Annotated in this window: 21 protein-coding genes; 9 read left to right on the top strand and 12 right to left on the bottom strand. The window is 41.8% G+C overall.

The genetic code is table 11. From position 1 onward, the window contains the following. Positions 1-558 precede the first annotated feature (558 nt). A complete protein-coding gene (gene uvrB / locus EAE93_RS22915) occupies positions 559-2,568 on the bottom strand; it encodes an excinuclease ABC subunit UvrB (RefSeq protein ID WP_040152713.1) in 2,010 nt (669 codons plus the stop codon). A 1,721-nt stretch (positions 2,569-4,289) separates the two neighbouring features. Here uvrB and EAE93_RS22910 point away from each other — a divergent pair. Continuing rightward, the gene (locus tag EAE93_RS22910) at positions 4,290-4,904 is read left to right on the top strand and encodes a helix-turn-helix domain-containing protein (RefSeq protein ID WP_036780707.1); all 615 of its coding nucleotides are present in this window, start codon (positions 4,290-4,292) and stop codon (positions 4,902-4,904) included. Further along, positions 4,905-5,798, top strand: a complete 894-nt coding sequence (locus EAE93_RS22905; RefSeq protein ID WP_036780706.1) for a queuosine precursor transporter — start codon at positions 4,905-4,907, stop codon at positions 5,796-5,798. Between the two features lie 217 nt (positions 5,799-6,015). Here EAE93_RS22905 and bioD read toward each other — a convergent pair whose 3' ends face one another. Genes bioD through bioB form a run of 4 tightly spaced genes read right to left on the bottom strand, consistent with a single transcriptional unit; the run spans position 6,016 to position 9,628 of the window. After that, on the bottom strand, positions 6,016-6,696 hold the full coding sequence (gene bioD, locus EAE93_RS22900) for a dethiobiotin synthase (protein ID WP_105399554.1): 681 nt from the start codon (positions 6,694-6,696) through the stop codon (positions 6,016-6,018). Then, entirely contained in the window at positions 6,689-7,456 is a 768-nt protein-coding gene (gene bioC / locus EAE93_RS22895) for a malonyl-ACP O-methyltransferase BioC (RefSeq protein ID WP_214040623.1), read from the bottom strand. The genes bioD and bioC overlap by 8 nt, the downstream gene beginning before the upstream one ends. Next, positions 7,440-8,591: an 8-amino-7-oxononanoate synthase gene (gene bioF / locus EAE93_RS22890; protein ID WP_214040622.1), complete on the bottom strand. Its 1,152-nt coding sequence runs from the start codon at positions 8,589-8,591 to the stop codon at positions 7,440-7,442. Before bioF ends, bioC begins: the two co-directional genes overlap by 17 nt. Further along, positions 8,591-9,628 carry a biotin synthase BioB gene (gene bioB / locus EAE93_RS22885; RefSeq protein ID WP_036812938.1) on the bottom strand — a complete coding sequence of 346 codons (1,038 nt, stop codon included), beginning with the start codon at positions 9,626-9,628 and terminating at the stop codon, positions 8,591-8,593. Before bioB ends, bioF begins: the two co-directional genes overlap by 1 nt. 94 nt (positions 9,629-9,722) lie before the next feature. On the opposite strand from bioB, the gene bioA reads away from it, so the two are divergent. Then, positions 9,723-10,994 (top strand): adenosylmethionine--8-amino-7-oxononanoate transaminase, encoded by a 1,272-nt coding sequence (gene bioA, locus EAE93_RS22880; RefSeq protein WP_214040621.1) that lies wholly within the window; start codon positions 9,723-9,725, stop codon positions 10,992-10,994. A 96-nt stretch (positions 10,995-11,090) separates the two neighbouring features. On the opposite strand, the gene EAE93_RS22875 is transcribed toward bioA, so the two are convergent. Together EAE93_RS22875 and EAE93_RS25175 are read right to left on the bottom strand one after the other, a co-directional pair. Continuing rightward, entirely contained in the window at positions 11,091-12,260 is a 1,170-nt protein-coding gene (locus tag EAE93_RS22875; protein WP_214040620.1) for an RNA-guided endonuclease InsQ/TnpB family protein, read from the bottom strand. A 41-nt stretch (positions 12,261-12,301) separates the two neighbouring features. After that, positions 12,302-12,436 (bottom strand): hypothetical protein, encoded by a 135-nt coding sequence (locus EAE93_RS25175; RefSeq protein ID WP_256448172.1) that lies wholly within the window; start codon positions 12,434-12,436, stop codon positions 12,302-12,304. A 211-nt stretch (positions 12,437-12,647) separates the two neighbouring features. Between EAE93_RS25175 and EAE93_RS22870 the strand changes: the two genes are divergently transcribed. Continuing rightward, positions 12,648-13,700 (top strand): Abi family protein, encoded by a 1,053-nt coding sequence (locus EAE93_RS22870; RefSeq protein ID WP_036812928.1) that lies wholly within the window; start codon positions 12,648-12,650, stop codon positions 13,698-13,700. A gap of 360 nt (positions 13,701-14,060) precedes the next feature. On the opposite strand, the gene pgl is transcribed toward EAE93_RS22870, so the two are convergent. Further along, on the bottom strand, positions 14,061-15,047 hold the full coding sequence (gene pgl, locus EAE93_RS22865; protein WP_214040619.1) for a 6-phosphogluconolactonase: 987 nt from the start codon (positions 15,045-15,047) through the stop codon (positions 14,061-14,063). A gap of 145 nt (positions 15,048-15,192) precedes the next feature. Here pgl and EAE93_RS22860 point away from each other — a divergent pair, with 145 nt between their 5' ends. Then, the gene (locus EAE93_RS22860) at positions 15,193-16,011 is read left to right on the top strand and encodes a pyridoxal phosphatase (protein WP_110087191.1); all 819 of its coding nucleotides are present in this window, start codon (positions 15,193-15,195) and stop codon (positions 16,009-16,011) included. A 125-nt stretch (positions 16,012-16,136) separates the two neighbouring features. On the opposite strand, the gene modC is transcribed toward EAE93_RS22860, so the two are convergent. The 4 genes from modC to EAE93_RS22840 all read right to left on the bottom strand — a co-directional run bounded on the left by modC (position 16,137) and on the right by EAE93_RS22840 (position 19,058). Further along, complete coding sequence (gene modC, locus EAE93_RS22855) at positions 16,137-17,201, bottom strand: molybdenum ABC transporter ATP-binding protein ModC (RefSeq protein ID WP_214040618.1); 1,065 nt, start codon at positions 17,199-17,201, stop codon at positions 16,137-16,139. Beyond that, positions 17,195-17,890: a molybdate ABC transporter permease subunit gene (gene modB / locus EAE93_RS22850; RefSeq protein WP_105396574.1), complete on the bottom strand. Its 696-nt coding sequence runs from the start codon at positions 17,888-17,890 to the stop codon at positions 17,195-17,197. Before modB ends, modC begins: the two co-directional genes overlap by 7 nt. Before the next feature lie 14 nt (positions 17,891-17,904). Beyond that, positions 17,905-18,675: a molybdate ABC transporter substrate-binding protein gene (gene modA, locus EAE93_RS22845; protein WP_110087189.1), complete on the bottom strand. Its 771-nt coding sequence runs from the start codon at positions 18,673-18,675 to the stop codon at positions 17,905-17,907. 248 nt (positions 18,676-18,923) lie between these two features. Further along, positions 18,924-19,058: an AcrZ family multidrug efflux pump-associated protein gene (locus EAE93_RS22840; RefSeq protein ID WP_071647086.1), complete on the bottom strand. Its 135-nt coding sequence runs from the start codon at positions 19,056-19,058 to the stop codon at positions 18,924-18,926. A 184-nt stretch (positions 19,059-19,242) separates the two neighbouring features. Between EAE93_RS22840 and modE the strand changes: the two genes are divergently transcribed. The 4 genes from modE to EAE93_RS22820 all read left to right on the top strand — a co-directional run bounded on the left by modE (position 19,243) and on the right by EAE93_RS22820 (position 24,862). Beyond that, positions 19,243-20,034, top strand: a complete 792-nt coding sequence (modE, locus tag EAE93_RS22835) for a molybdenum-dependent transcriptional regulator (RefSeq protein WP_036812908.1) — start codon at positions 19,243-19,245, stop codon at positions 20,032-20,034. A 176-nt stretch (positions 20,035-20,210) separates the two neighbouring features. Beyond that, positions 20,211-21,686, top strand: a complete 1,476-nt coding sequence (gene modF / locus EAE93_RS22830; RefSeq protein ID WP_214040617.1) for a molybdate ABC transporter ATP-binding protein ModF — start codon at positions 20,211-20,213, stop codon at positions 21,684-21,686. Between the two features lie 464 nt (positions 21,687-22,150). Further along, a complete protein-coding gene (locus EAE93_RS22825) occupies positions 22,151-22,510 on the top strand; it encodes a hypothetical protein (RefSeq protein WP_044467153.1) in 360 nt (119 codons plus the stop codon). A 96-nt stretch (positions 22,511-22,606) separates the two neighbouring features. Further along, on the top strand, positions 22,607-24,862 hold the full coding sequence (locus tag EAE93_RS22820) for a hypothetical protein (protein WP_214040616.1): 2,256 nt from the start codon (positions 22,607-22,609) through the stop codon (positions 24,860-24,862). Positions 24,863-24,990: the final 128 nt, after the last annotated feature.

Below are 24,990 nucleotides of genomic sequence, written 5' to 3'. Positions count from 1 at the left end.
TGGGGCAGTACGCCAATTCGGCAGGTGAAAACTAATCCATCCATATTTGAAACCCTACATAATTGAGCCATTATCCTGAGATGGGGATAACGCAAGAAGCTATGCAAGAAGCCATTAAACGAGCCATGACATGCGGCTCTTTTAAATAGCGCCGGTCTGTTCCACGGTAAAAAAATGACAGCGTAAAACAGCCATCATTTAATACGTGGCGTTAGAGAGAACAACAGACCGCTTCCAACTGAGTAGGATGGAGTGGAGACAGATAACAGAGAATTTCGCTCTCTAAATATATGACCACAAGATCACGATATTTATCAGATGAATATGAGAAAATGTGATTAATGTCACGCAAAATGGCTAATTAATCGCTATCAATGCCGATTTTTCATATTGAATTCTTTGATTAATAAATCGCTCAATAGCTCATTTTTCAATCGAAAAATTTAGCCTGTCATGGGTTGTCACTCCCAATAACAGGCAATAAATCTCTGCGGGTTTATTTTCAATGCTGGCCTTTTGCGACATCCTCGCATTGGGCCAAGATTTACGGGGCAATTGTTAAGAATTGGCAATAAATTGCTCACGCAATGCCTGAACCTGATCCCGAACACTCGCCGCCTGCTCGAATTCAAGATCCTGCGCATGCTGGTACATCTTCGCTTCCAGCTCGCGGATTTTGCTTTCCAGCTCTTTGGTAGACAGTTTGCTGAATGTTTCCGTTGTGGCGACAGCTTTACCTCTGCCTTTCCCTTTGCCATTCGTCGGCTGCCCGATTTGCAGAATATCACCAATTTTCTTATTCAGACCTTTTGGAATAATGCCGTGTTTTTCATTAAATACCTGCTGTTTAGCACGCCGGCGTTCCGTTTCACCAATCGCTTTCGCCATTGAATCAGTTATCTTATCGCCATAAAGAATCGCTTTACCATGCAAGTTACGGGCAGCACGCCCAATCGTCTGAATTAATGAACGCTCAGAGCGCAGGAAACCTTCTTTATCCGCATCCAGAATGGCTACCAGAGAAACTTCCGGCATATCCAGCCCTTCCCTCAGCAAGTTAATCCCCACTAATACATCAAACTCACCTAAACGAAGATCCCGAATAATTTCCACACGTTCGACAGTATCAATATCCGAATGCAAATAACGAACCCGTTCACCGTGTTCTTCTAAATACTCCGTCAAGTCCTCCGCCATTCGCTTAGTCAATGTGGTGACCAACACCCGCTCATTTTTCACCGCCCGGATGCGAATTTCAGACAATAAATCATCAACCTGCGTTGCGACAGGACGCACCTCTACTTCCGGATCAAGCAAGCCAGTAGGACGCACCACCTGTTCCACCACATCGCCACCAGATTTTTCCAATTCATATTTGCCCGGCGTAGCCGAAATATAAATTGTCTGTGGAGCCAGCGCCTCAAATTCTTCAAACCGAAGTGGGCGATTATCCAGCGCGGAAGGCATACGGAAACCATATTCCACCAGCGTCTCTTTGCGGGAGCGATCTCCTCGGTACATCCCACCAATTTGCGGGATGGTAACGTGCGATTCATCCACTACCAGCAAACCATCAGCAGGGAGATAATCAAACAGTGTCGGCGGCGGCTCCCCCTCAGCACGGCCAGAGAGGTAACGGGAATAGTTTTCAATACCGGAGCAATAACCCAATTCATTCATCATTTCCAAATCGAATTGAGTACGCTGCGTAATACGTTGCTCTTCCAGCAATTTACCATTTGCCAGTAATACCTTACGCCGCTGCTCAAGCTCAATTTTAATCGCTTCCATTGCCTGAATAATACGTTCACGCGGAGTAACATAGTGAGTTTTTGGATAAACAGTATATCGCGGCACATGATATTGAATCTGCCCTGTTAGCGGATCAAACAGTGATAACCGTTCTACTTCATCATCAAATAGCTCAACGCGCAGGGCATGCTCATCAGATTCAGCCGGAAAGATATCAATCACTTCACCGCGTACCCTAAATGTCCCTCGCTGAAATGCCTGATCATTACGGGTATATTGCAATTCAGCCAAACGCCGCAGAATGGAACGTTGATCGATAATCATACCGTTAGTCAGGTGAAGCATCATTTTTAGGTAACTATCGGGATCACCCAAACCATAAATCGCCGAGACAGACGCGACAACAATCACATCTCGCCGCTCCAGCAAAGCCTTGGTAGCAGACAAACGCATTTGCTCAATGTGTTCGTTTACGGAAGCATCTTTTTCAATAAAAGTATCGGAGCTTGGCACATAAGCTTCCGGTTGATAATAATCGTAGTAAGAAACAAAGTACTCTACGGCATTTTCTGGGAAAAAGTCCTTCATTTCACTGTAAAGTTGAGCCGCCAGTGTCTTGTTCGGAGCAAGTACCATCGTTGGTCGGTTTAAATTGGCTATCACATTAGCGATAGTGAATGTCTTACCCGACCCCGTTACCCCTAGCAAAGTCTGGTGGGCAAGCCCATCTTCTAAGCCTTCCTGTAATTGGCGGATAGCCTCTGGTTGATCACCGCCCGGTTGGAAGTCAGAATGTAATTTGAACACCTTAGTCATCGGTATCTCACTTTCCTAACATTAATGCACATATAATACTGGATAAAAAACCAGCTTCAAGTTGGTTTTATAAAAACGGACTTAATTAGGTCACTTTCCTATCAATTAAACATGCGTTGATATCAAAATAAATGCCATTTTATCCCCAAATTATCTTGATTTTTCCATTTTTTATATGATCCGCTGAAAGGTGACAACATGGAGCATCATCACTGGCCAGACAGGGCTTGATTTTAGTTATCTTATTGATATTTAAAAGGATTAAAACAAAGACGAGAATAACATCAACCTTGACTCAAGCCGCGTATTTTCTTGCGTTGCGTCACTTTTCTAAGTCTAATACACAAGGTTATCCACAGGAATAGTGGATAACTCTACAAACCCTATTAACTGTACGAGGTTGCAACATCATGCCACAAAATAGGTATTCTCTATCGATAAAAATTTTTACTGTTTTTTTAACCTTTATCTCAGTTATTCATTGCAAAAAAATGAATAACTTTTCTAGAAAAGTAAAAATTTTCTTATGGAAATTAAACATCAATAAACTATATTCGTTCAATATTATCAATATTAAAGGTAGATAATCATCATATTTTTCTGTATGATGGCTACAAAAAACCATATTTTCCTCGTCAATCAGCAGGAAACAATGCAGCATTAGATTAGAATTTTTATTCAATAAGAGATAACCGGTGAACAGTTTTCTGTATGGAAATCTGTTACTCAAGAGGAGAGTTGTGTGTTACCTAAGTAGAAAGTAGGCTTCTCTGCTTCCTGCGCTTTTAGCAATAGCAGATTCAATATCATCAACAGCGTTTTTGACTATTTTTACTATGTCAATAAACAATGCTGTCAATAAACAATGCCAACAAATAATACCTATAAACAATTACCTATAGACAATGCCGATAAATATTTACCAAAAACAATAATTGGCTTAATTGGCATGAACAAAATCCGTTTTTTAATTAGGATATTAATGTATGTTATTGATAAATTAATGAATTTACATCAGTATATCTCCTATTTTACAAAATGAGCCCCATCGCGAACACGTAAAAAAATGATAGATACACAAATATCAAATCGACATTGCCCTCGTAAAACGTCCAATATTCTGTTGGCTATCTCCGATCGAAAAACTACTCTGTATCTATCATTCACAATTTCAATCGATTGCTGTTCCAAAGCATCTTTATACTGCCATTTCCTGGTGTTTTAACCGTGTTATCATTTTATTAATTTACTAATTTCAGTCCTAATGTTTATTTCACTTCCTCTGTTTTCTTGATATTCCCTAGTGCTAAAAGAAATAACCCACTTCCAAACTCGAAGGATAAAGTAGCTCTTTCCCCGAGAGATTTATAATAAGAATAATATTTTGTTTGATGCTATCTGATGACCCAAAAACACATCAACACAACTTAACATTATTATAATAAAATCCATAAAGTCAACACAAAAATAAACATAAAGTTCAGTTTTGTGTAAACTTTATAATGAATTTCACTTAATTACATGATTTAACTTTCATTTTTAGAATATAAATGTAAATCCATGAGCATTTTCTGATATAGGATGTGCTAATATAGATCATCAGAAAATTAAGATATTAAAAGTAAAATCAATAAATTATCACAATGAGTGGTTTTTTCACACTGGACAATATCATCAAGTAATATATAGTAATAGCTGTTATCTTTATATAAAGGATTCTCATGAAAACGTCTAATGCACAGCGAAAAACAAATATCATTAAAAATATAGAATATTTGATACGTACCCGTGGAGAAACCAAGAGTTCTTTTTCCAATCGAACAGGATTAACCCGCACCACCATTTATAAAATCCTGGAAGGACAAGTCAATAACGTTCAACAATCTACTATTCTTCGAATCTCCGATTTTTTCGGTGTTTCCTGTGAAGAAATAGAATATTATGACCTTGAACAATTAGAACGCCTCAACGAAACACTCTCAACCGAAGGCAATAAAAACCCTTCGGCTATCCCTATCATTCCACAATCTGAATTTTTAGCCATTTCTGAGAAAAAAATCGGTCAGCTTGTTACCGAATATCCTCTTACCTATTTTTTTGGTGATGAATCAAACATGCTGGCTCTTAAAGTTGAATCGGCAATAGAGGATACATTCATTCCCGGCGAGGTGATCCTGATAAAACGTCCCCCCGCATTAGTCACCAATACGCCATTATTGTATTACGCTAAGGGAATTGGGTTCTTTATCCGGCAAGAGAGAAATGATGATTACCTCGATAGGAAACCCTACAAAAATGCTCATTTCTTAGGCTATATCGTAGGAGAAAGACTATAAATGACCGCAAATCAGAAGTTTAAATTACTGGGATTCACAAGATACGGTAAATTATCGGCAAACGTCATGGTACTAGCGACAGGCAAGACCATTACTATGGGGTTAAAAGAACTAGCCGACAGTGATATCTCAGAAGACCTGAGCAGGCATGAACTCAGTACGATATACAGGAAATTATACAGCCACAGTAATATCGTAACAGCTTATGAACTTGGGGATCGTCATGAGCGTTCATGGCAAGCCTATTTGCTCATTAGCATCGCACTCAGTGTTATCTATATTTTCTCCACCATATGTGGCGTGAAGCCCATTCATATCCCGATCCTTAATATCGTCACGCCTCCTGGCGTTTTTATTTACCCTATTACCTTCTTACTGGTCGATATTCTGAACGAATTCTATGGATTACGTCTGGCAAGAAGAACGATTATTATCTCTTTCGCAGCGAACCTATTATTTGTTCTCGGGCTTTGGGGAACCGCGCTGATGCCGGGTGTTCCTGGATGGGAGTTTGGTGCAACTTATAATGGAATAGTCAATAGTATTGTATCTGTATTACTGGCATCATCTCTTGCTTATTTCATCTCTGAGAATATAAATTCGTATCTCCTTTGCAAAATAAAATCTCTCACCAATTCAAAGTATCTTTTCCTGCGAGTAATAACCAGTACCGTTATCGCCTCAGCATTCGACAGTATAATATTCTGTTCCATTGCTTTCTATGGTGTTCTCGGTATAGATATCATAAAAGAAATGATTATCGCCCAGTTCCTCATTAAAGTGGCTTATTCTATCCTGGGTGTAGGACCTATTTACCTGGTAAGAAAGATATTCAGGAATTATATAAACCGCCCAACAGATGCTCCAGTGAATAAAAAACTTGCCGAAGTATGAATGGATATCCGCCTTTGTCAGAATATATAAAAACCATTGAAAAATATCATTTTTATGCCGGAACACCATTCCGGCATATTGTCCTAAAATAAATTGTTATACATAACTGGCAGTAAAACCCATATATTCATTATCAAAAATATAGATATGAATAGTGTAATCATTTATCGTGACATTAAAATCAAATTCCACCAGATTAAATTTGCAGATTAATAATTCAATTAACCAGTAAGTTTAAATCTATATATTCCCCTAAATGATTAAAATATCCTTGGGTTAAATGAGGAATCTTACCCAATAAAGGAGCGGGTAACATACGCTCTAATGTCGCCAAATATTCTTGTTGGCGTTTGCCTGCGGGTTCAACTTCATTAGCTATCCAACCTGCAAAATGTAACCCCGAACCTATAATCGCCTTCATGGTAAGTATCGCATGATTAATACAGCCCAGTTTTACCCCCACGGTCAAAATAACCGGCAATCGCTCTTTAACCACCCAGTCAGCAAAAGTCGCCGATTGCGATAAAGGGGTATACCAACCACCAGCGCCCTCAACTAAAACCCAGTCCGCTTTCTTTTCTAACTGACGCAACCCCGCAGACATAACAGTAAAATCAATAGGTTGATTCAGGTCATCGCTGGCAATATGGGGTGATGTTGCTTCAATAAATACTAACGGATTCACTTCTTCATATTGCAAAGGCACAGAACTATTTGCCAGCAATGCCAGCGCATCGGAATTACGAATACCTGCCGGTGTTATTTCACTACCGGAAGCGACAGGTTTATAACCTGCTGTTTTATATCCTGCTTTAGCTGCCGCTTGTAGCAAAGCACAACTTACAACTGTTTTACCCACCTCAGTATCTGTACCTGTCAAAAACCAGCGCTTAGTCACGATAAATCACTCCAAAGACAACTTGATAGCTAAGAGGCAAATGTTCATTTTCTCGTGGATAAGCCTGTTCCAGAGCGGTCAGCCGCCCACGCGTCATCAGCCCCTGCTGACGCCCATAATGAAGGTGAGTCGCGCCAATCCCTTTCAGCGAACCCAATAGCGGCAATATATGAGAATATTGTTGGCGATAAACATGACTAATAAGACAATGCCGGAATCCCCGACACGCATCTTTAATCGTCTGCTGCGGCAGGAAGTGATTAATATGCTGGTAGTTATCAACCACGCTCCAGGCTTGTTTCAATTCATGTAATGAACCTTTAGCCAAGGTGGAAAACAGAATCAATCCACCAGGACGTGTTACCCGATAAAGTTCTCTTAAAGCGCTGGATAAATTCTCACACCACTGAACAACCAGATTACTGAAACAGATATCAACACTGCTATCAGCAAGCCCTAAATGTTCAATATCCCCTTGTAAATAATAGTCAGCCGCCAACTGTTTACGGGCATGAATCAACATACCTGACGCCAAATCCAATGCAATAACCTGCTTCCCCTGTTGCCGCCAGCGGTGACTAAAAAACCCCGTACCGCAACCGGCATCCAAGACTAACTTACCAGGATGCCCATCGGCTTGTTGCATGAGGAATTCACCGGCTTGCTGCTGTAATTTCGCAACCACATCATAGTTGGCGGCTGCTCGACCAAATGCTCCGGCAATCGCCTGTTTATTAACAAATTCAACTACGGAACTCATGCAACACCTCCATCAACATATCAATATCCTGTAGCGTATGGCTGGCCGTCAAAGTAATACGTAATCTGGCACTGCCCGGCGGCACTGTTGGTGGACGAATGGCTGTAACCCAAATCCCTTTTTGTTGCAAATACCGGGATAAGGAGATACTCAGTTCATTATCACTCACAATCAATGGCTGAATCGCTGTGGTTGAATCGGTCAGATTAAAGGGTAATTTCTGCGCCTGCTGACGAAAGTAATTGATATTCTGTTGCAATCGTTGACGTAATTCATCACCAGCTTGTATCTGCCGAACAGCTTCCGAAAGCGCCTGTGCTTGCGCAGGAGGCATAGAAGTGCTGTAGATCAGATGACGGGCATACTGAACCAGATATTCTGCCGTCTGTTCATCACAAAGTACCGCGGCGCCACTCAACCCAAATGCTTTACCAAAAGTAACAATCAGGATTTCTGGTTTGACTTTCTGTTGCCAACAACTTCCCCTTCCCTGCTCACCACAGACACCAATACCATGAGCATCATCCACCATTAGCCAGTTTCCAGAAGCCTTGGTTTGCTGATGAATATCTGCCAACGGTGCACAGTCACCATCCATACTAAATACACCTTCCGTCACCACCAGCGTCTTACCAATACAGGGTTTTGCCAATAAATCTGCAAGTGATTCAGGTTGATTATGAAGAAAACGCCGTAATTGAGCCGGAGAATACATTGCCGCTTCCATTAATGAAGCATGACTCAGACGATCGGCAATAATTCGATCCTGTTTCATCATTAACGCGGCAATGACCCCTTGATTCGCAGAATATCCAGAAATAAACAGTAATGCTTTTGGATAACCCAACCAGTCAGCTAATTGCTGTTCCAATAGCTGATGGGCTTTTGTATAACCCGCAATATGACCTGATCCCCCACTGCCAACGCCATATTGTTCAGCTCCCCGCTGCCATGCAGCAATGACTGCGGAATTGGCACTTAATCCAAGGTAATCATTACTGGAAAAATTAAGATATTTGTCATCAACGGTATACAGGAAACGTCCATCCGATTTCTGATTGACCTGCCGCTGACGCCATAGAGAAGTATCCCGACGCTCAGACAATTGCCGGGAAAGATAAGCTGACCAATCCATTATAATGCCGCGTTATAAAATTGTTCGTTATCTGCATTGATGATGGCTTCTGCCAAATACTGCTGTTGCTGATTATCACCGAATGCCGTCTGAGTCTGCTGAGGATTAATACCCAGCTTGCGAAACAGTTGTAAGTCTTTATCTTCCGCAGGGTTGGGTGTAGTGAGCAACTTACAACCATAGAAAATAGAATTAGCGCCAGCCATAAAACACATCGCTTGTGTCTGCTCATTCATCTGTTCACGACCTGCGGATAACCGGACATGAGAAGACGGCATCATGATCCTGGCAACAGCAATCGTGCGGATAAAATCGAAAGGGTCTACATCTTCGTTTTCAGCCAACGGCGTACCTTTGACTTTAACCAACATGTTGATGGGTACACTCTCCGGCGGTTTTGGCAGATTTGCCAGTTGTACCAATAACGCGGCCCGATCACGGATCGCTTCACCCAGACCGACAATACCACCAGAGCACACTTTTATTCCTGCTTCACGTACTTTATCAAGGGTATCCAATCTGTCCTGATAGGTTCGAGTGGTAATGATGTTGCCATAAAATTCCGGGGAGGTATCAAGGTTGTGGTTGTAATAATCTAATCCTGCCTCCGCCAGTCGCTGTGCTTGTGAACCATTGAGCATACCCAGCGTCATGCAGGTTTCCATTCCCAGTGCTTTGACTTCCTTAACCATTTTTTCCAGATAAGGCATATCCCTCTCATGGGGATTTTTCCACGCGGCACCCATACAAAAACGTGTCGAGCCGGCATTTTTGGCCTTACGAGCAGAATCAATCACCTGTTCCACTTCCATCAACCGCTCTTTTTCAAGACCTGTTTTGTAACGGGAACTTTGCGGGCAATATTTACAATCCTCCGGACAAGCCCCGGTTTTGATGGAAAGTAGTGTACTAACCTGTACTTGCTGTGGGTCAAAATAGATACGATGAACCTGTTGTGCTTGAAATAATAATTCGAAAAAAGGTTTATCAAACAGCTCTTGCGCCTGCTTAATTGTCCATTGCTTACGCTCAATCACAATAACATCTCCAGTGTGAAAAAAGTGTAGCCAGTTTAAATAATGCCGCTATACTGTCAACCAATTTTAAGTAAATTAGTTTACATCAAACCTTATGACTGCTTCCGATATTGAATTTGATCTACGCCATATTTGGCATCCCTATACCTCCATGACCAACCCTCTTCCGGTTTACCCTGTCGTTGGCGCTTCTGGAGTGGAACTAGAGTTGTCTGATGGCCGTAAGCTGGTGGATGGCATGTCTTCCTGGTGGGCCGCTATTCATGGATATAATCATCCGGTTTTGAACCAAGCCGCTAAAATTCAGCTTGATCAGATGTCCCATGTCATGTTTGGCGGCATTACTCATCCACCCGCAGTGGCACTTTGCAGGCAATTAACAGCAATCTCCCCACCCTCACTGGAATGTGTCTTTCTGGCGGATTCAGGTTCCGTTGCGGTAGAAGTGGCGTTAAAAATGGCATTGCAATACTGGCAAGCAAAAGGTGAGAAACGTCAGCGTATTTTGACATTACGGCACGGTTACCACGGTGACACATTCGGCGCTATGTCGGTCTGTGATCCCGACAATTCAATGCATAATCTCTACAAAAGCTATCTGCCACCCCATCTGTTTGCCGAATCGCCTCAGTGCGGATTTGATGCTCAATGGGACGAACGGGATATCATGCCATTTCGTACTTTGCTGGAGCAGCATTCCCGTGATATCGCCGCGGTGATCCTTGAACCTATCGTACAGGGTGCTGGAGGCATGCGAATTTATCATCCTGAATATCTGCGTCAGGTCAGAATGTTTTGTGATCAGCATCAGATTCTATTAATTGCGGATGAAATTGCCACCGGTTTTGGCCGCACAGGAAAATTGTTTGCTTGTGAACATGCTGAAATTGAGCCAGATATTTTATGTGTAGGAAAAGCGCTGACAGGTGGTTATATGACACTATCAGCAACACTGACAACCCGTAAGGTGGCCGAAACAATTAGCAATGGTGAAGCAGGCTGTTTTATGCATGGCCCAACGTTTATGGGCAATCCATTAGCTTGTGCCGTGGCAGAAGCCAGTTTGAAACTGTTATTACACAGCCCTTGGCAACAACGTATTAAATCAATTGAAAACCAATTAAAGAGTGAGTTGATGCCACTGAAACACCATGCAAAAGTGGCTGATGTTCGGGTATTAGGTGCAATTGGCGTCGTGGAGATGAAGCAACCCGTGAATATGGCGGTGTTACAACACCATTTTGTTTCTCAAGGTGTCTGGATAAGACCATTTGGCAAGCTGATCTATTTGATGCCGCCTTATATTATTCAACCGGAGCAACTTTCACGCCTGACAAAGGCTGTCTCTGGTTCAATAAATTTGTAATTTTTCTTTATTAAATAAATTCTTCTGAATTTATTACTGAGCAGTTAATAAAGGTGACTGCTCCCCGCCGTAAAAAACGGCGAGGCTTCCCACTTCTCAGGCCGCCACCGTCGATGCAACGGATTTACGCTGGCCTCCGTGGGCAGAGACGACGAGTCCCGCCGCCTGTAATTCTGTTATGCCCTTGCGCTGGATGTTGATCGCCGCATTGATATCGCGGTCATGTTCAACACCACAGCAAGCACATTGCCAGATCCGCTTACGCAGCGGCATTTCCGGCATTTTGTGACCGCAGCAATGACAGGTTTTCGAACTGGCGAACCACTGATCCAGTTTGACCAGATGAACGCCCGCCGCTGCGGCTTTGTATTCCAGTTTCTTGATGAAGCCATGCCAGCCCGCATCACCGATAGCGCGGGCAAGGTGGTGATTCTTCATCATGTTGGCCGATTTCAGTGTCTCAACAATGATCGCTTGGTTTTCGTCAACTATTGTCCGAGAGAGTTTGTGTTGAAAATCGGCGCGGGCATGGGCTACCCGCTCATGGACGGCCGCCAGACGTAATCGGGCCTTGCCGCGGTTAGCGCTGCCCTGTTGTTTGCGGGACAGCGATTTCTGTTTACGACGCAGGTTACGGGCGGCGTTGATAAGGTGACGCGGGTTATTGACCTTCTCCCCGGTAGACTCGATAAGATAGTGGGACAACCCCATATCACACCCGGTCACGCGGGTGATAACATCCGGCTTTTCCGGCACCTCCCTGCCGTCGTCACACAGGATAGCGGCGAAATATTTTCCCGTGGCGGTGCGAGAGAGCGTAATGCTCTTCACTTTCCCTTCAATTTTTCTGTGTATACGGGCCTCTATCGGTGACAATTTCGGGATCTTCACTGCGCCCTCCAGCACTTTCACCCCAACACAGTGATAGCTGGACTGCTTGCCCTGTTTGCGTTTGAATGTGGGAAGTTGGGCGCGCAACTTCGGATTGAAGAAATTATCAAACGCGGTATGCAGATTGATCACCGCCTGCTGTAACGCGATAGAATCATATGCCCTGAGCCAAGCATACTTACGGGATTGCTTCGCGACCGCCAGGAGCGGTTTGAGGTCTTTGCGCGGATGTAAACTTACGCCGTGATGTTTGTAGACATGCTTTTTGATGTGCAGCGCCTTGTTGTATGCAAAACGGACCGCGCCGAACTGGCCGTTAAGATACCCGGCCTGTTCGGGTGTAGGGTAGATGCGGACTTTGGTCGCTCTTAGCATGTTCAGCGCTCATTGAGAAAGTGCATTGATTTTAGCCTGTTTTACCGGCAGATATCAATCCAGTCAGGAGACGTCGGAGTCGCCAGCCCTAAAGCCCTCTGGGCTTTTCGCCTGATATCCCCGCCCGCACTGGGCAAGGGTTTACGGCGGTTTTTGCTAAGTTCCGGCTTGATCAAAAAAGGCTCCCAATTAGGAGCCTTTTTTGAAAAATTTCTTCACACTCCGACCTTCGCAATGAGTAGGGGCGGGTGCTTACACAAGTAGAGTTACCTCTGGGTAAAGATCATCCAGCAAATCGGCAAAAATGTCAACACCAGCTTTACATAGAATATAAAGCAAGCCTTAATGTAGGTATAGTTAAACAACTCTACAGGGAAATGAACAACTATGACCATAACGACAATTATAGATTCACTATCGAGTTACAGATTTTCTACCTATCAGCTTCCTGTATTAGGTGGAATGACAAAAGAAGAATGCTTGGGCATCTATCTGTGGAACAAACAACTTGCCAGTGCTTTTTTCCCCGCACTCCAAATTATCGAGGTCTCCCTACGCAACGCCATTTATCAAGGATATATCCGTTATGAAGAGATAAAAATTGAAAACACATTTAACCAAGCACAATGGCAAGTAGAAAAAAACAAGATTGATAAATTCTGGTTTATTAATGTCTTCACTCAAAAAAATAATGCTGAAACATATAGGAACATTTTGTCAGCAACAAGGCAACTACAAAAAGATGGGAAAGCATTAACCCCAGAGAATTATATTGCAAAACTTACACTAGGTTTTTGGGTATCAATGGTAAATAATAGTTACGATATACAAAGAAATTCATACCTGACATTATGGCCTGAACTTCGTGGATTAGTTTTTCCATATGCTCTAGATACACAAACTCAGCGCCCCCTTTCTATTAATAGTATCGGCAATGAGTTAAAAGAAATCAACAAGATCCGAAATCGGTTGTCACATCATGAACCTTTGTGGCGCTCTAAAAATGCATACCAAATGGAACACATAATTAATAATGTTGTTGAAAGTTATGAGAAGTGCTTAAAGGTTATCAGGTGGATCAATCCATCTAATTTAAAACTGTTATCCATTATTGAAAATAACATCAAGATGAGTGAATTATGCAGTATTCATTCTCTTTGGAAAAATAAACAATTACCCACGGGGCTATCATCTCTACCAATAATAACAGGATGGGGGGATGAAAATAAACTAGATGTTACTCATATAGGAGAAATAGTAAAAATAGTCGATACCCGATATGCCTTAATAAAAAGCCAAAAGGATAAAACTATATTTTTTGCCAACTCTAAGGACATGAAAAATAATATTCAAAACTATAGTACTGGAACACTAGTGAGATTTACTCCAGAAGCGAGTAAAAATCAATATCCCAATGCAAAAAATGTTGAACAAGCTTAACTTCATTAGCGTGGCTAACCATAAATAAGCGCAAAAAATCATAGTGAAAAACTGTTTGCAAATTTATTTCTGCATGTACAATCCGACGAAAATGGCAATTTCAATGCAAAAATCTTGTAGAAAACTTTCACAAGAAATTTTGCAACATAAATGACCAGAAAATTTAGCAGATGAGTTTAGAGCAACCGAGCAGACACAGGAAACCATTTTTGCATCTGTCCGGTTGTATGACTGCGAAATTTGGAGTTGTATTAGCTCAAACTTGAGCTGGTAACTACCGGTTATTTACATCAATGTCTACCAGACTAAACCGTAACCAGCACACACGATCACCGTTAACACCCAACAATCTTATCAAATTCACAGAGCCAGCACCGTTACCCACATTGGGCCTTTACCTACTGGATAGCGCGTCAATTCAGTCAATTTACCGGTATATTGATCAATAGAAGAGACTGAAATATGGTCAGACTTTTGACCGGATGCAATCAGATATTTTCCACTGTGATCAATAGCAAAACCACGCGGCTGAGTTTCGGTTTTATAGTGTCCTGCCAACGTCAAATTAAGACCATCTTGTGAAATAACAAAATGGCTGATCAAACTTGAAGTCCGTTCACTGGTATAAAGGTGACGACCATCCGGTGTAATATGAATATCCGCAGACCAACGAACACCCGCTAAATCCGCCGGTAATGAATCAATCGTCTGAATAGTCCGGTATTTTTCCCACTTGCGATAAACATCCACCGTAGAATCCAGCTCATTAATACAGTAAATCACCTGCCGATTTGGATGAAATACCATATGACGAGGACCCGACCCCATTGCCGTAGTGATTTCCTCAGCACGCTTTTCTGTCAGATAACCCTCTTCTGCCATCTCAAAAATACGGATGTGATCTTCTTTCAGACAAGGAACCAATAGTTGTTTATTATCCCAGTCAATATTAGCTGAATGCGGTGCTTGCAAACCTTCAATAACCTGAACCGGTTCACCCACAATCCCCTGTTCGTCAATTAGGCTGACACTCAGATTGTTATAACTATAGGAGGCAGAGAATAGAAAGCGACCTTGTTTATCTGTAGAGATATGAGTCGGGCTACCCGGTATTGATGAAATCCCCTGTTGTACCAGTTCCCCACCAGAGCCAATCTGGTAAGTGACAATACTGAATTGTGGTCGGATGCCAACATAAAGATGTTTACGATCCGGGCTAACCACCATTGGTTGTACTTCTCCCGGTACATCAACTGTCTGAATGAGTGATAACTCACCTTCATTATTCAGGCTCCAAACATGAATCTGACAACTGTTTGGACTCGCCGTATAAACTACTTGTTTCATCTTCACTCCTTAATTATCTATTACCATTTTATTGCGCTGTAACGACTCGATTGGTTTTATCGGTTAAACTCACCGCACAATTGGTGTAGCTTTATTCAGTTTCAATGTAATATCCTTATATTATATATAGTTATGAGGCTAATTTATGTCATATCGCATCATTGCGCTGGATCTGGATGGTACACTACTCGATCCTCAAAAAAATATCCTGCCAGAATCACTCATTGTACTAAATGAAGCACGTAAAGCTGGTATTAAGGTGCTGATCGCCACTGGCCGTCATCATGTCGCTATCCACCCTTTTTATCAGGCTTTGCAACTCGATACTCCTGCCATCTGCTGTAATGGTACTTATCTGTATGATTACCATGAAAAGAAAGTATTAGCCTCAGATCCGCTGTCATCTCAAGAAGCTATAAAAGTTCTCTCCCACTTAAAAAACACAGATATTCACCGTCTAATGTATGTGGATGACGCCATGTTATATGAAGAACCGTATGACACAGTTGTCCGTACCATAAAATGGTCTGAAACCCTACCTGAATCTCAACGTCCAACTATGCGACATGTTGATAGCTTTCAGCATGCTATTGATGAAGTACAGTCTATTTGGAAATTTGCCACCAGCTCTCCTGATTTAGTAAAACTGCGGGAAGTAACTGCACAAATCGAAAATGACACAGGTCTTTCGTGTGAATGGTCATGGTTCGATCAGGTGGATATTAGCAAGAGAGGTAACAGCAAAGGTATGCGTTTGCAACAGTGGGTTGAATCTCAAGGCATGAGGATGAAAGATGTTATTGCCTTTGGTGATAACTTTAATGACCTGAGTATGCTGGAAGCCGCAGGACTCGGTGTCGCTATGGGTAACAGTGTAGATGCTATCAAAGAACGAGCCGATCTGGTGACGCTGGATAATACTCAGCCAGGTATTGCCGAAGTTATTCGCAAGTATGTTCTATAAACCCACAAAACCACACTATCGGGGTAATCCTTAGCTAGGTTCCCCGTTATTATTTAAATTATTTATAGCGATCCGATTGCTTCCAGTGGCTACCAATTTACGAATCGCTTCTTAATAAACAGAAACTACGGTTGCCGATTAAGAGAAACACTTTTTATCTGAGCATAAAGCCACTGCCCAGACCGCAAATTAAGTTCATCCCTTGCCCACGGAGTGATTCTTGCCCATAAATAGTGGCCACTCAACACCAATTTGACATCAACGTGTCCATTATCATCAAAGAACTCAACCACTTTCACAGCTAAAATATTACGGATACTACTGCCGCGCGGCGGTTCCAGTACTAATGAAACATCTGACGCATCTATTCTGATACGCAAATCGGTTCCCGGTTGAACATCCATTTTCGGCAACCATAAAGCCTGGTCAGCGAGCGCCACCGCTGTCATTTCATAACGATTATGATGTTCAACCATTGAAACATTCAGAATACTGCTAAGGGTCTCTTTTTGTAACCAAAGACGTAATGCACTACTGGACCAAACCTCTTCCAATTTTCCTGTTGCCCTGACTTTGCCGTTATCCATGACGAGTACATTTTCCGCCAGGTGCAAAATCTCATCCAGATTATGGCTGACATACAAAATCGGGATATTGACCTCTCCAGAAAGCCTTTCAAGATAAGGCAGGAGTTCTCTTTTACGGGGAAGATCCAGCGATGCCAATGGTTCATCCATTAACAACAGATCAGGTGCCGTTAATAAAGCTCGACCGATAGCAACCCGCTGCTTTTCACCGCCGGATAAGGTAAGAGGAAAACGAGATAGTAAGTGCTCAATCCCTAGCAAACTAACAATGCTCTCAAATTCCGGCTTCATCACCGGAGACATCCCGTATTGAAGATTACCTTTTACTCGATAATGAGGAAAAAGCCGGGCATCCTGAAAAACATAGCCTATACGGCGTTGCTCTGGTGGTAAGCAGGTACCTTTTTCAATATCAACCAACACATGATCATTAAGAGCAATCCGCCCTTTCTGTGGACGTATCAAACCAGCAATAACATTTATCAGTGAAGTTTTCCCAGCGCCTGAAAGACCAAAAACAGCCGTGATCCCCTCAGTGGGTAGCTGTGTATTGACCTGTAAATGAAAATCACCGAGTTGTTGCTCAAAATCCAGCTCTAACATGTTGCTCCCAAACGTCTCCTTCCCCAACGGGTTAACCATTCAGAAACCATCAGTGACATCAACGCCAGAATAATGGCAATGACACACAAACGAGCCGCGGCAGTTTCTGCTCCGGGGGTTTCAATCAAGGTATACATCGCCAAAGGGATCGTCCGCGTTTCGCCTGGAATATTGGATACAAAAGTGATAGTTGCGCCAAATTCACCCAATGAACGGGCAAATGCCAAAACAGTGCCCACAATAACCCCAGGCAAAGAGAGCGGCAATGTGATAGTAAAAAATACCTTCAACGGATTCGCTCCCAAAGTACGAGCGGCCTGTTCCAGTCGTCGATCGACACCTTCCAACGCCAGACGTATCGCCCTGACCATCAACGGAAAAGCAACAATAGCAGAAGCCAATGCGGCGCCACGCCAACTAAATGCGAAGCTGATCCCAAACCAGTCATATAACCATTCACCGATAAATCCACGACGCCCCATACTGATCAACAACAAATAACCCACTACCACTGGCGGTAACACCAGCGGTAGATGGATCATACTGTCGAGTAACGATTTACCGGGAAACTGGAAACGAGCAAGAATCCACGCCATTAAGATCCCAAATGGCAGACTCAGTAATACCGCCATACCTGAAACTTCCAGACTCAGGATGATGGCCTGCCATTCGTATTCACTCAACATCACCAAAAAATCCATTCCTAAAGTGGGTGAAAACCGTAACGTTTAAAAATTGCAACGGCTTCAGGGGTTTTCAAATATTCATAAAAATCGAGAACGGCAGGATTACTATGGTCTTTAATAATCGCCATTGGGTACTCAATAGGTTTGTGGCTCTCTTCCGGGAAGATCCCCACCACTTTGACTTTATCACTTGCAACGACATCTGAACCATAAACGATACCCAACGGAACTTCAGCACGTTCCACCAACGCCAGACCGCTGCGTACATTACTGGTACGCGCTAGCAGAGGATTAACCGTCTCCCATGCTCCCAAATATTGCAGAGACTCTTTAACATAAATACCCACAGGAACATGATCGGGATCGCCAACGGCAAGACGGCCGCCTTCTAACAAAGATTTCCATTTGGTTTCTTTATTAATGTCAACTTTATTGAGCCTGCTCGCTTTCGGCGCAATCAGAACGAGTTGATTTCCTAACATAGTCAACCGAGTTTCATCAATAATCAGCTTCTTCCCGGCAACATAATCCATCCACTGTTGATCAGCGGAAATAAAAATATCTGCCGGCGCACCTTGCTCAATCTGGCGTGCCAAAGTAGAAGATGAAGCATAAGAAGCCGCCACTTCACCTTTTGTCTTTTGCTTATACTGTAGTGCAATATCATCAAGTGCATTAGTCAACGAGGCTGCCGCGAACAACGTGACTTTTTCCGCAGCCCACACTTGCCACGTCAAAGCAAAAGAAACGACAACGCCGACTAGCAGTTTGCCAAAACTCTTTCTCATTTGTTTTCCACCTGTTTCCTACCCATTAGTTCGTTGTGTATAACAAGATATAGCGCTAAATGGAAGAGTGTTCCAATATTAATCGGCAAATTGTGAGCAACTTTTACTATCTAATTTAATTCGAATTAAAATGCTATAATAGAAAAACCAGATGAATAAAATGGAACTAATTATAATTAATTAAGACAAATTACCCGGTAAATCACCGGGTAATCGGAATAGCATCTGGTGTAAAAGAAATATTAGTTTTACTTTTCAGAACGACCAATACGGGAAACGATATTAAACAATTCCCCAAGACCATAAATTAAACCTAAAATTCCAGCCATCACCACCGGTACCATGACCAGGGCAAAAGCCATACTTCTAATCAACTCAAACATGGTAGCCTCACATAATGGCTCATTTAATGAGCCAGAAACATAACACATTTTTAACCATAGCGGGTAATACCGCTATAATTAGTACTATTCTAGACAAAAGACAAACAACAGTAACCGGCTAAACGTGCGTTTTTGTGGGTTAGCCAATAAAAATTTACGATTATATTTCCTGAAAAAAACTATTATGCAAGCCGAAATTCTATTGACACTGAAATTACAACAACGGTTATTCGCCGATCCACGGCGAATATTATTACTTAAACAGATTAAAGTAACCGGCTCTATCAGCCAGGGGGCAAAACTGGCGGGGATCAGCTATAAAAGCGCCTGGGATGCTATTAACGAAATGAATCAGTTAGCAGATGAAATAGTGGTGGATCGTGCTACAGGCGGTAAAGGAGGCGGCGGGGCAAATCTTACCCACTACGGCGAACGTCTGTTGCAACTTTACGATCTACTGACACAAATTCAGCAAAAAGCCTTTGATGTGCTAAAAGATGACCAACTTCCCCTCGATAGCCTGTTAGCTGCGATTTCCCGTTTTTCTCTGCAAACCAGCGCCCGTAACCAATTTTTTGGCACAATTACTGACCGTGACCATAATCAGGTGCAACAGCATGTCCGCATCTTGCTGTCAGATGGTCAAACATCACTGAATGCGGCATTAACAGAACAAAGTGCTAACCGTCTTGGCTTGGTAAAAGGTAAGGAGGTATTGGCGCTCATTAAAGCGCCTTGGGTGAAACTCACTAGAGAGCGATTTTCTATCGGTCATTTCGACAATGCCCTGACAGGGCAGATCAGTAACCTTGAAACGGGGGAAGAGAACACAGAAATTATTATTGCCCTTGATAGTGGTGAAATCCTCTGTTCTACTCTGCCCAATCAAGAAGTCAATAACCTGAAACTACATCCTGGAGATAAAATCACTGCACTTTTTAATGCTGACCAGGTGATTATTGCAACTCTGTGTTAAGAATTGCGGCTATTATCACTGAACAATTCAGAATATCCAGGGATATCATGGCATTACGTACCTTACACATCCCTTAGTGTCCGGTGTTAAATGTTAATTAAAAGTTAATATTGACATTCTGTGGCATTCCGCTTATTTGTGGAAAGATATTTGCGTTGCTTAAAAAGGAATAAAAGATGTCTGAATTGCAAATAACGCAAGGCTGTTTCCGTTTAAGTGATACTCGAACCTTGCAGTTATCATCACTAAAAATAACCTCTGGTGAAAATTGGGCTTTTATTGGCGCTAATGGTAGCGGAAAATCATCATTGGCCCGTGCGCTTTCAAACGAACTCGTTCTACTTTCCGGCGAACGAAATTGCTCATTTCACAGGTGCGCCCGCGTTTCTCAAGAACAATTACAAAAACTGACGGAAGAAGAATGGCAACGCAATAATACTGATATGCTCAGTGATGATGAAGATGATACCGGCCGCACTGCGGCAGAAATTATCCAACTTTATCATAAAGATAATGAACTTTGCCTAAAGCTGGCAAAACAGTTCGGTATTATGGATTTACTTTCTCGTCGCTTTAAATATCTCTCTACCGGCGAAACCCACAAGACATTACTTTGCCAGGCACTGATGGCTTCACCTGACTTGCTGATTCTTGATGAACCTTTTAATGGCCTTGATCTATTCGCTCGTGGTCAATTCGCTGAATTACTGGAAAAATTGTCATCAAAAGGAATCGTTTTGGTACTTATCCTTAACCGATTTAATGAAATCCCAGATTTTGTTGATCAGATTGGCGTACTCGCGGATTGCCAGTTAACCTCTGTTGGCATCAAAGAAAAGGTAATGGAGGATTCGCTGGTGGCTCAACTGGCTCACAGTGAAAAATTGGAAGGTATTCATTTACCTGAAACAGATGAATTTCCTGTCGATGATCAATTACCGCCCGATCAGCCTCTGATTATCCTACGTAACGGTATCGTTCAATATAATGATCAACCCATTTTGCATGGGCTAGATTGGCAAGTTAATCCAGGTGAACATTGGCAAATTATTGGCCCAAATGGCGCCGGAAAATCAACGCTTTTGAGTCTGATTACCGGAGATCATCCTCAAGGCTATAGTAATGAGCTGATCCTTTTTGGCCGCCAACGCGGTAGCGGCGAAACTATTTGGGATATCAAACGCCATATTGGCTATATCAGCAACAGCATTCATCTGGAATATCGTGTCAGTATCAGCGTTCGTAATGTGATTCTATCCGGTTTCTTCGATTCAATCGGTCTTTATCAAACAGTATCGGATCGCCAACAGCAACTTGCTGATGAATGGCTGGCTTTACTGGGATTATCCACTCAAATTGCCAACGGTCCGTTTCAGCGCCTTTCATGGGGACAACAACGGCTGGTTCTAATAGCTCGCGCACTGGTTAAACATCCGGCTTTATTGATCCTTGATGAACCTCTGCAAGGGCTTGATCCACTCAACCGCCAATTAATATTACGTTTCATTGATATCATGATCGCTGACGGTGATACGCAACTGCTGTTTGTTTCTCATCATCAGGAAGACGCGCCGCAATGCATTACTCACCGGCTGATATTTATTCCTGATGGCGACATATATCGTTATCAAACAGAAAGAATCAACCATTAACGTATTAAAATGAGATTAATACTGAAACAAAAGCCAGCATTGCAAAAGTGCGTTTATGTCAATCTCGTAGCAATACACGTGCAAACATGCTGGCTTTATCTATTCATAGCAATTATAAAGCGCCAAGAAAGTCAGGTAACATAAAAGTACTCGTTATTAATCTTTTCTTCGTAAGATAATTTAATTATGAAAATAATATATTTAAATATAAGAACATTAATTTCATATAGCAGAAAATAATAAAACCAACCCTTCAATTATTTATGTTTAAATGAAATTTAATTCACTTAACAATGCCACTTTAAGATCACAATCATTATATAGACATTCATCACATTTAATTAAATAGATTATTTAGCGAATTAGATTTTCGATTAAACTATTCCTAGAAGTAAAGTGACAGAATGTTTCCATCAGACCAAAGATGGATTCCCGACTATTACATACCCATTGGGAGAATAACAATGAGTGGTCTAAGCGCCGTCATATCAGTCAAGCTTAAACTTGGTCAAGACAGTTATAACGTTGATTTAAATATTCCATCAGCAACCCCGACTCCTGAAGCACCTTTTCTTTTTAGTGTAGTTTCACCCGAAAAAGGTGAGCAACCTGCAAATACTTTATTAGAAGTCGCTATCGGTAATGCAAATCATATTTATGTTGCCGTTGCACCACCAAGTTCATTATTGAAAGAAACAGGTGTTGATAAGGTGGTGGAAAATCTTAATGTTGTTGTTTCCGAAGGTAAATACAACAAAACAGACAAGAAGTTTGACCAAGATAAAAACGAAGATAAAGGTAAAGACCAAGATAAAAATAAATAAGCCTAAATTATCCGCTCAATATTAACCATAAGGCTATGCGTTTATAACCATAAATAACATAGCCTTAGCTATACATTTCACTATCTGAGGTAAAATATGGGAACACGATTTGAGATTGACGCCCATTTTGATTGGTGCAAAATATTTGATGGCGAAATGCGTAGCCCAATGCAATGCCAGCTTGCTTTATTCAACAGTTATTCTCTCATCTATATTGATATGACTGCAAAACAAGCAGGAGCTGACAATCTCAATATCTTTAAATTACTCAACCATGCTTTTCATCTTGATTTACCTGAGAAAGAAGCCCCGTTATTAATACAAGATGCGGGGTTTTTTACTTTCTCCAATCACGCCAATCCACCAGAAGCAGAGAAACTGTGTAACATTTTTCCACAAATACCTTTGCCAAAGTCAGTGACAGAAATGGAAACGCCGGTATCCCATAGTTGTACCTTCTGGCTAACCTTGCGTTTAAAAGGCAATTATTTATTTAACAACTTAATTGAGATTGGCGTTAAAGATGGCGATCTACCACAGGCTGATATCTCGATCAGTGGGCGTTTGGATCGGGGAATATCCGCAGGAGAATCAATTAAAAAAAGCCGCTATACTGCCGTTCTTCCTGATTTCAAGCTATTTAAAATTTTTGGTTTCAATAATTTAATACTTAAATATCAGTTTGATAATTACGCCAAATATGAAATAGCAGGCACTATCACATTAGATTTGTTCCAGAAAACGTACTGTTTTGACGGGGCTTTAAGCGTAGACGAAAAGCAAGTACAGGCATCTTTAAAAATCTGTCACGAAAACTCAAAAAGCACTATTGATAAGCCCTTTGACGGAAGAATGACTGGCGTCACATTTGGTGATTTATCTTTTGGCATTAATTACACCTTTGCCATGCCAGAAAAGAAACAACCTAAAGTTGGATTATATTGGGTAGAGGGAACAATTAATTATGCAAAACTACCGGCATTAAGTGGACGCCTTTATTTTCTAGATAATGCCCCCATATTAGCTTCAATCGCTATCAATCAAGATTTATCGATACATGGTATATTTGAGGCATCATTCAATGATTCTAATTTCTCCTGGCCAAGTCATTTTATCGATATCGTTTTTCATCAGGGTAGCAACCTTTATTACCGGCGCGAAACAGACGGTGATATTAAACAGGAAAATGCTATTATTTCCTCTTTAGCCGAAAAGTCTCTGTTATTAAATCAGGATATCACCCATTATCAACCAGGATTTCACCTCCATGCCCTGTTTGACATTACACTGATTGAAACTTTGCAGCTCATGGGGGATATACAAATTACCAAAGAAGGCGTCAATGCAGAGATCCAGCTACTTAATCCAATTTCATTATTTGTACTTCAAATTACCGGTTTTGAGCAGGCCCCCGGTCCAACCCTGCTTTTCTCTACCGTCAAAGAAAATAAATTCGTCTTTCGCTGTGGGTTGCTGTTTTTTAAACATGATTTCGGTTTAAATGTAGAAATATCAGGTAAAAAAGATAAAACCGGGAAATTAAAAATCAGTGGCTCATTGTCCTCGGATAAAATTTCTTCTCCTTTGTTACCTAATCCAACGAAATTAGGTTTTTCCTATAGTAAGAGCGAAGGATTTGAAATTACTGACTGGCCTGCGTTTAATTTAGATAACAACCAGTTTATTAATTTTATAGAAGAATTAAAGAAACTCTCACGCAATAAAGGTTCCAATTGCGGCCAATTAACCCAATTTGTCAATGAACATTTACTCACATCCCGGTTTTCTATTTCCCCGTCGTTTAGTACTAAGACAGACAATTCTAGCCAGAACGACCAACTGTATTTTGTGTTAAACGGTAAATATACCATGACAATGGCAGGAACGGATTTCGTTACTCTCTCCTTCCCAAAAACCGTAGAGTTTTTGCTGCCAAACAACCTCTCCTTAGAGGAATTACCTAATGCTATCGGTGAAGCGCTGAAAAGTGCGGCTGAATCTTTTGTTAAAGGGCTATTGGAAAATCGTGAAGCTATCGCTACCTTTCTAACGTTGACAGCCGCCGAAAAAGCCGCTGATTATGCCATGACGTTACTGTGTGAGGGATTGGTTGACAGCGCACTAACAGAAACAATCCAGAGCGGTGCAGAAGCTTTAGCCGCTGCCGGAGGCGTAGCAGCGGGAGCCGCGGGAGCGGCTATCATAGGTAGCATTATCAATAAAATTAAAGATGAAATTAACAGCAAACCAACACCTCCCAATCCCCCTAAACCTGCCGATCCCAAACCACCTGAAAATTTGTCGGCAACTTATGAATATAAGGATCATAAGGGTGACTGCTCCCCGCCGTAAAGAGGGTGTCGCAAAAGGCGTGTATTATCCGTTAAGATCTGCGTACTTCTTTTAAGCGCAGATCTTTTATGACCTTATTCATTCGAAAACGGGAACCTTCCCTTCATACCGGACGTCAGTTTGTCAAA

Source organism: Photorhabdus akhurstii, assembly GCF_018448925.1.
GTDB classification, from domain to species: Bacteria; Pseudomonadota; Gammaproteobacteria; order Enterobacterales; family Enterobacteriaceae; genus Photorhabdus; species Photorhabdus akhurstii.
Note: the sequence above shows the minus strand (reverse complement) of the source record. Positions and strands in the feature narration are given on the sequence as shown.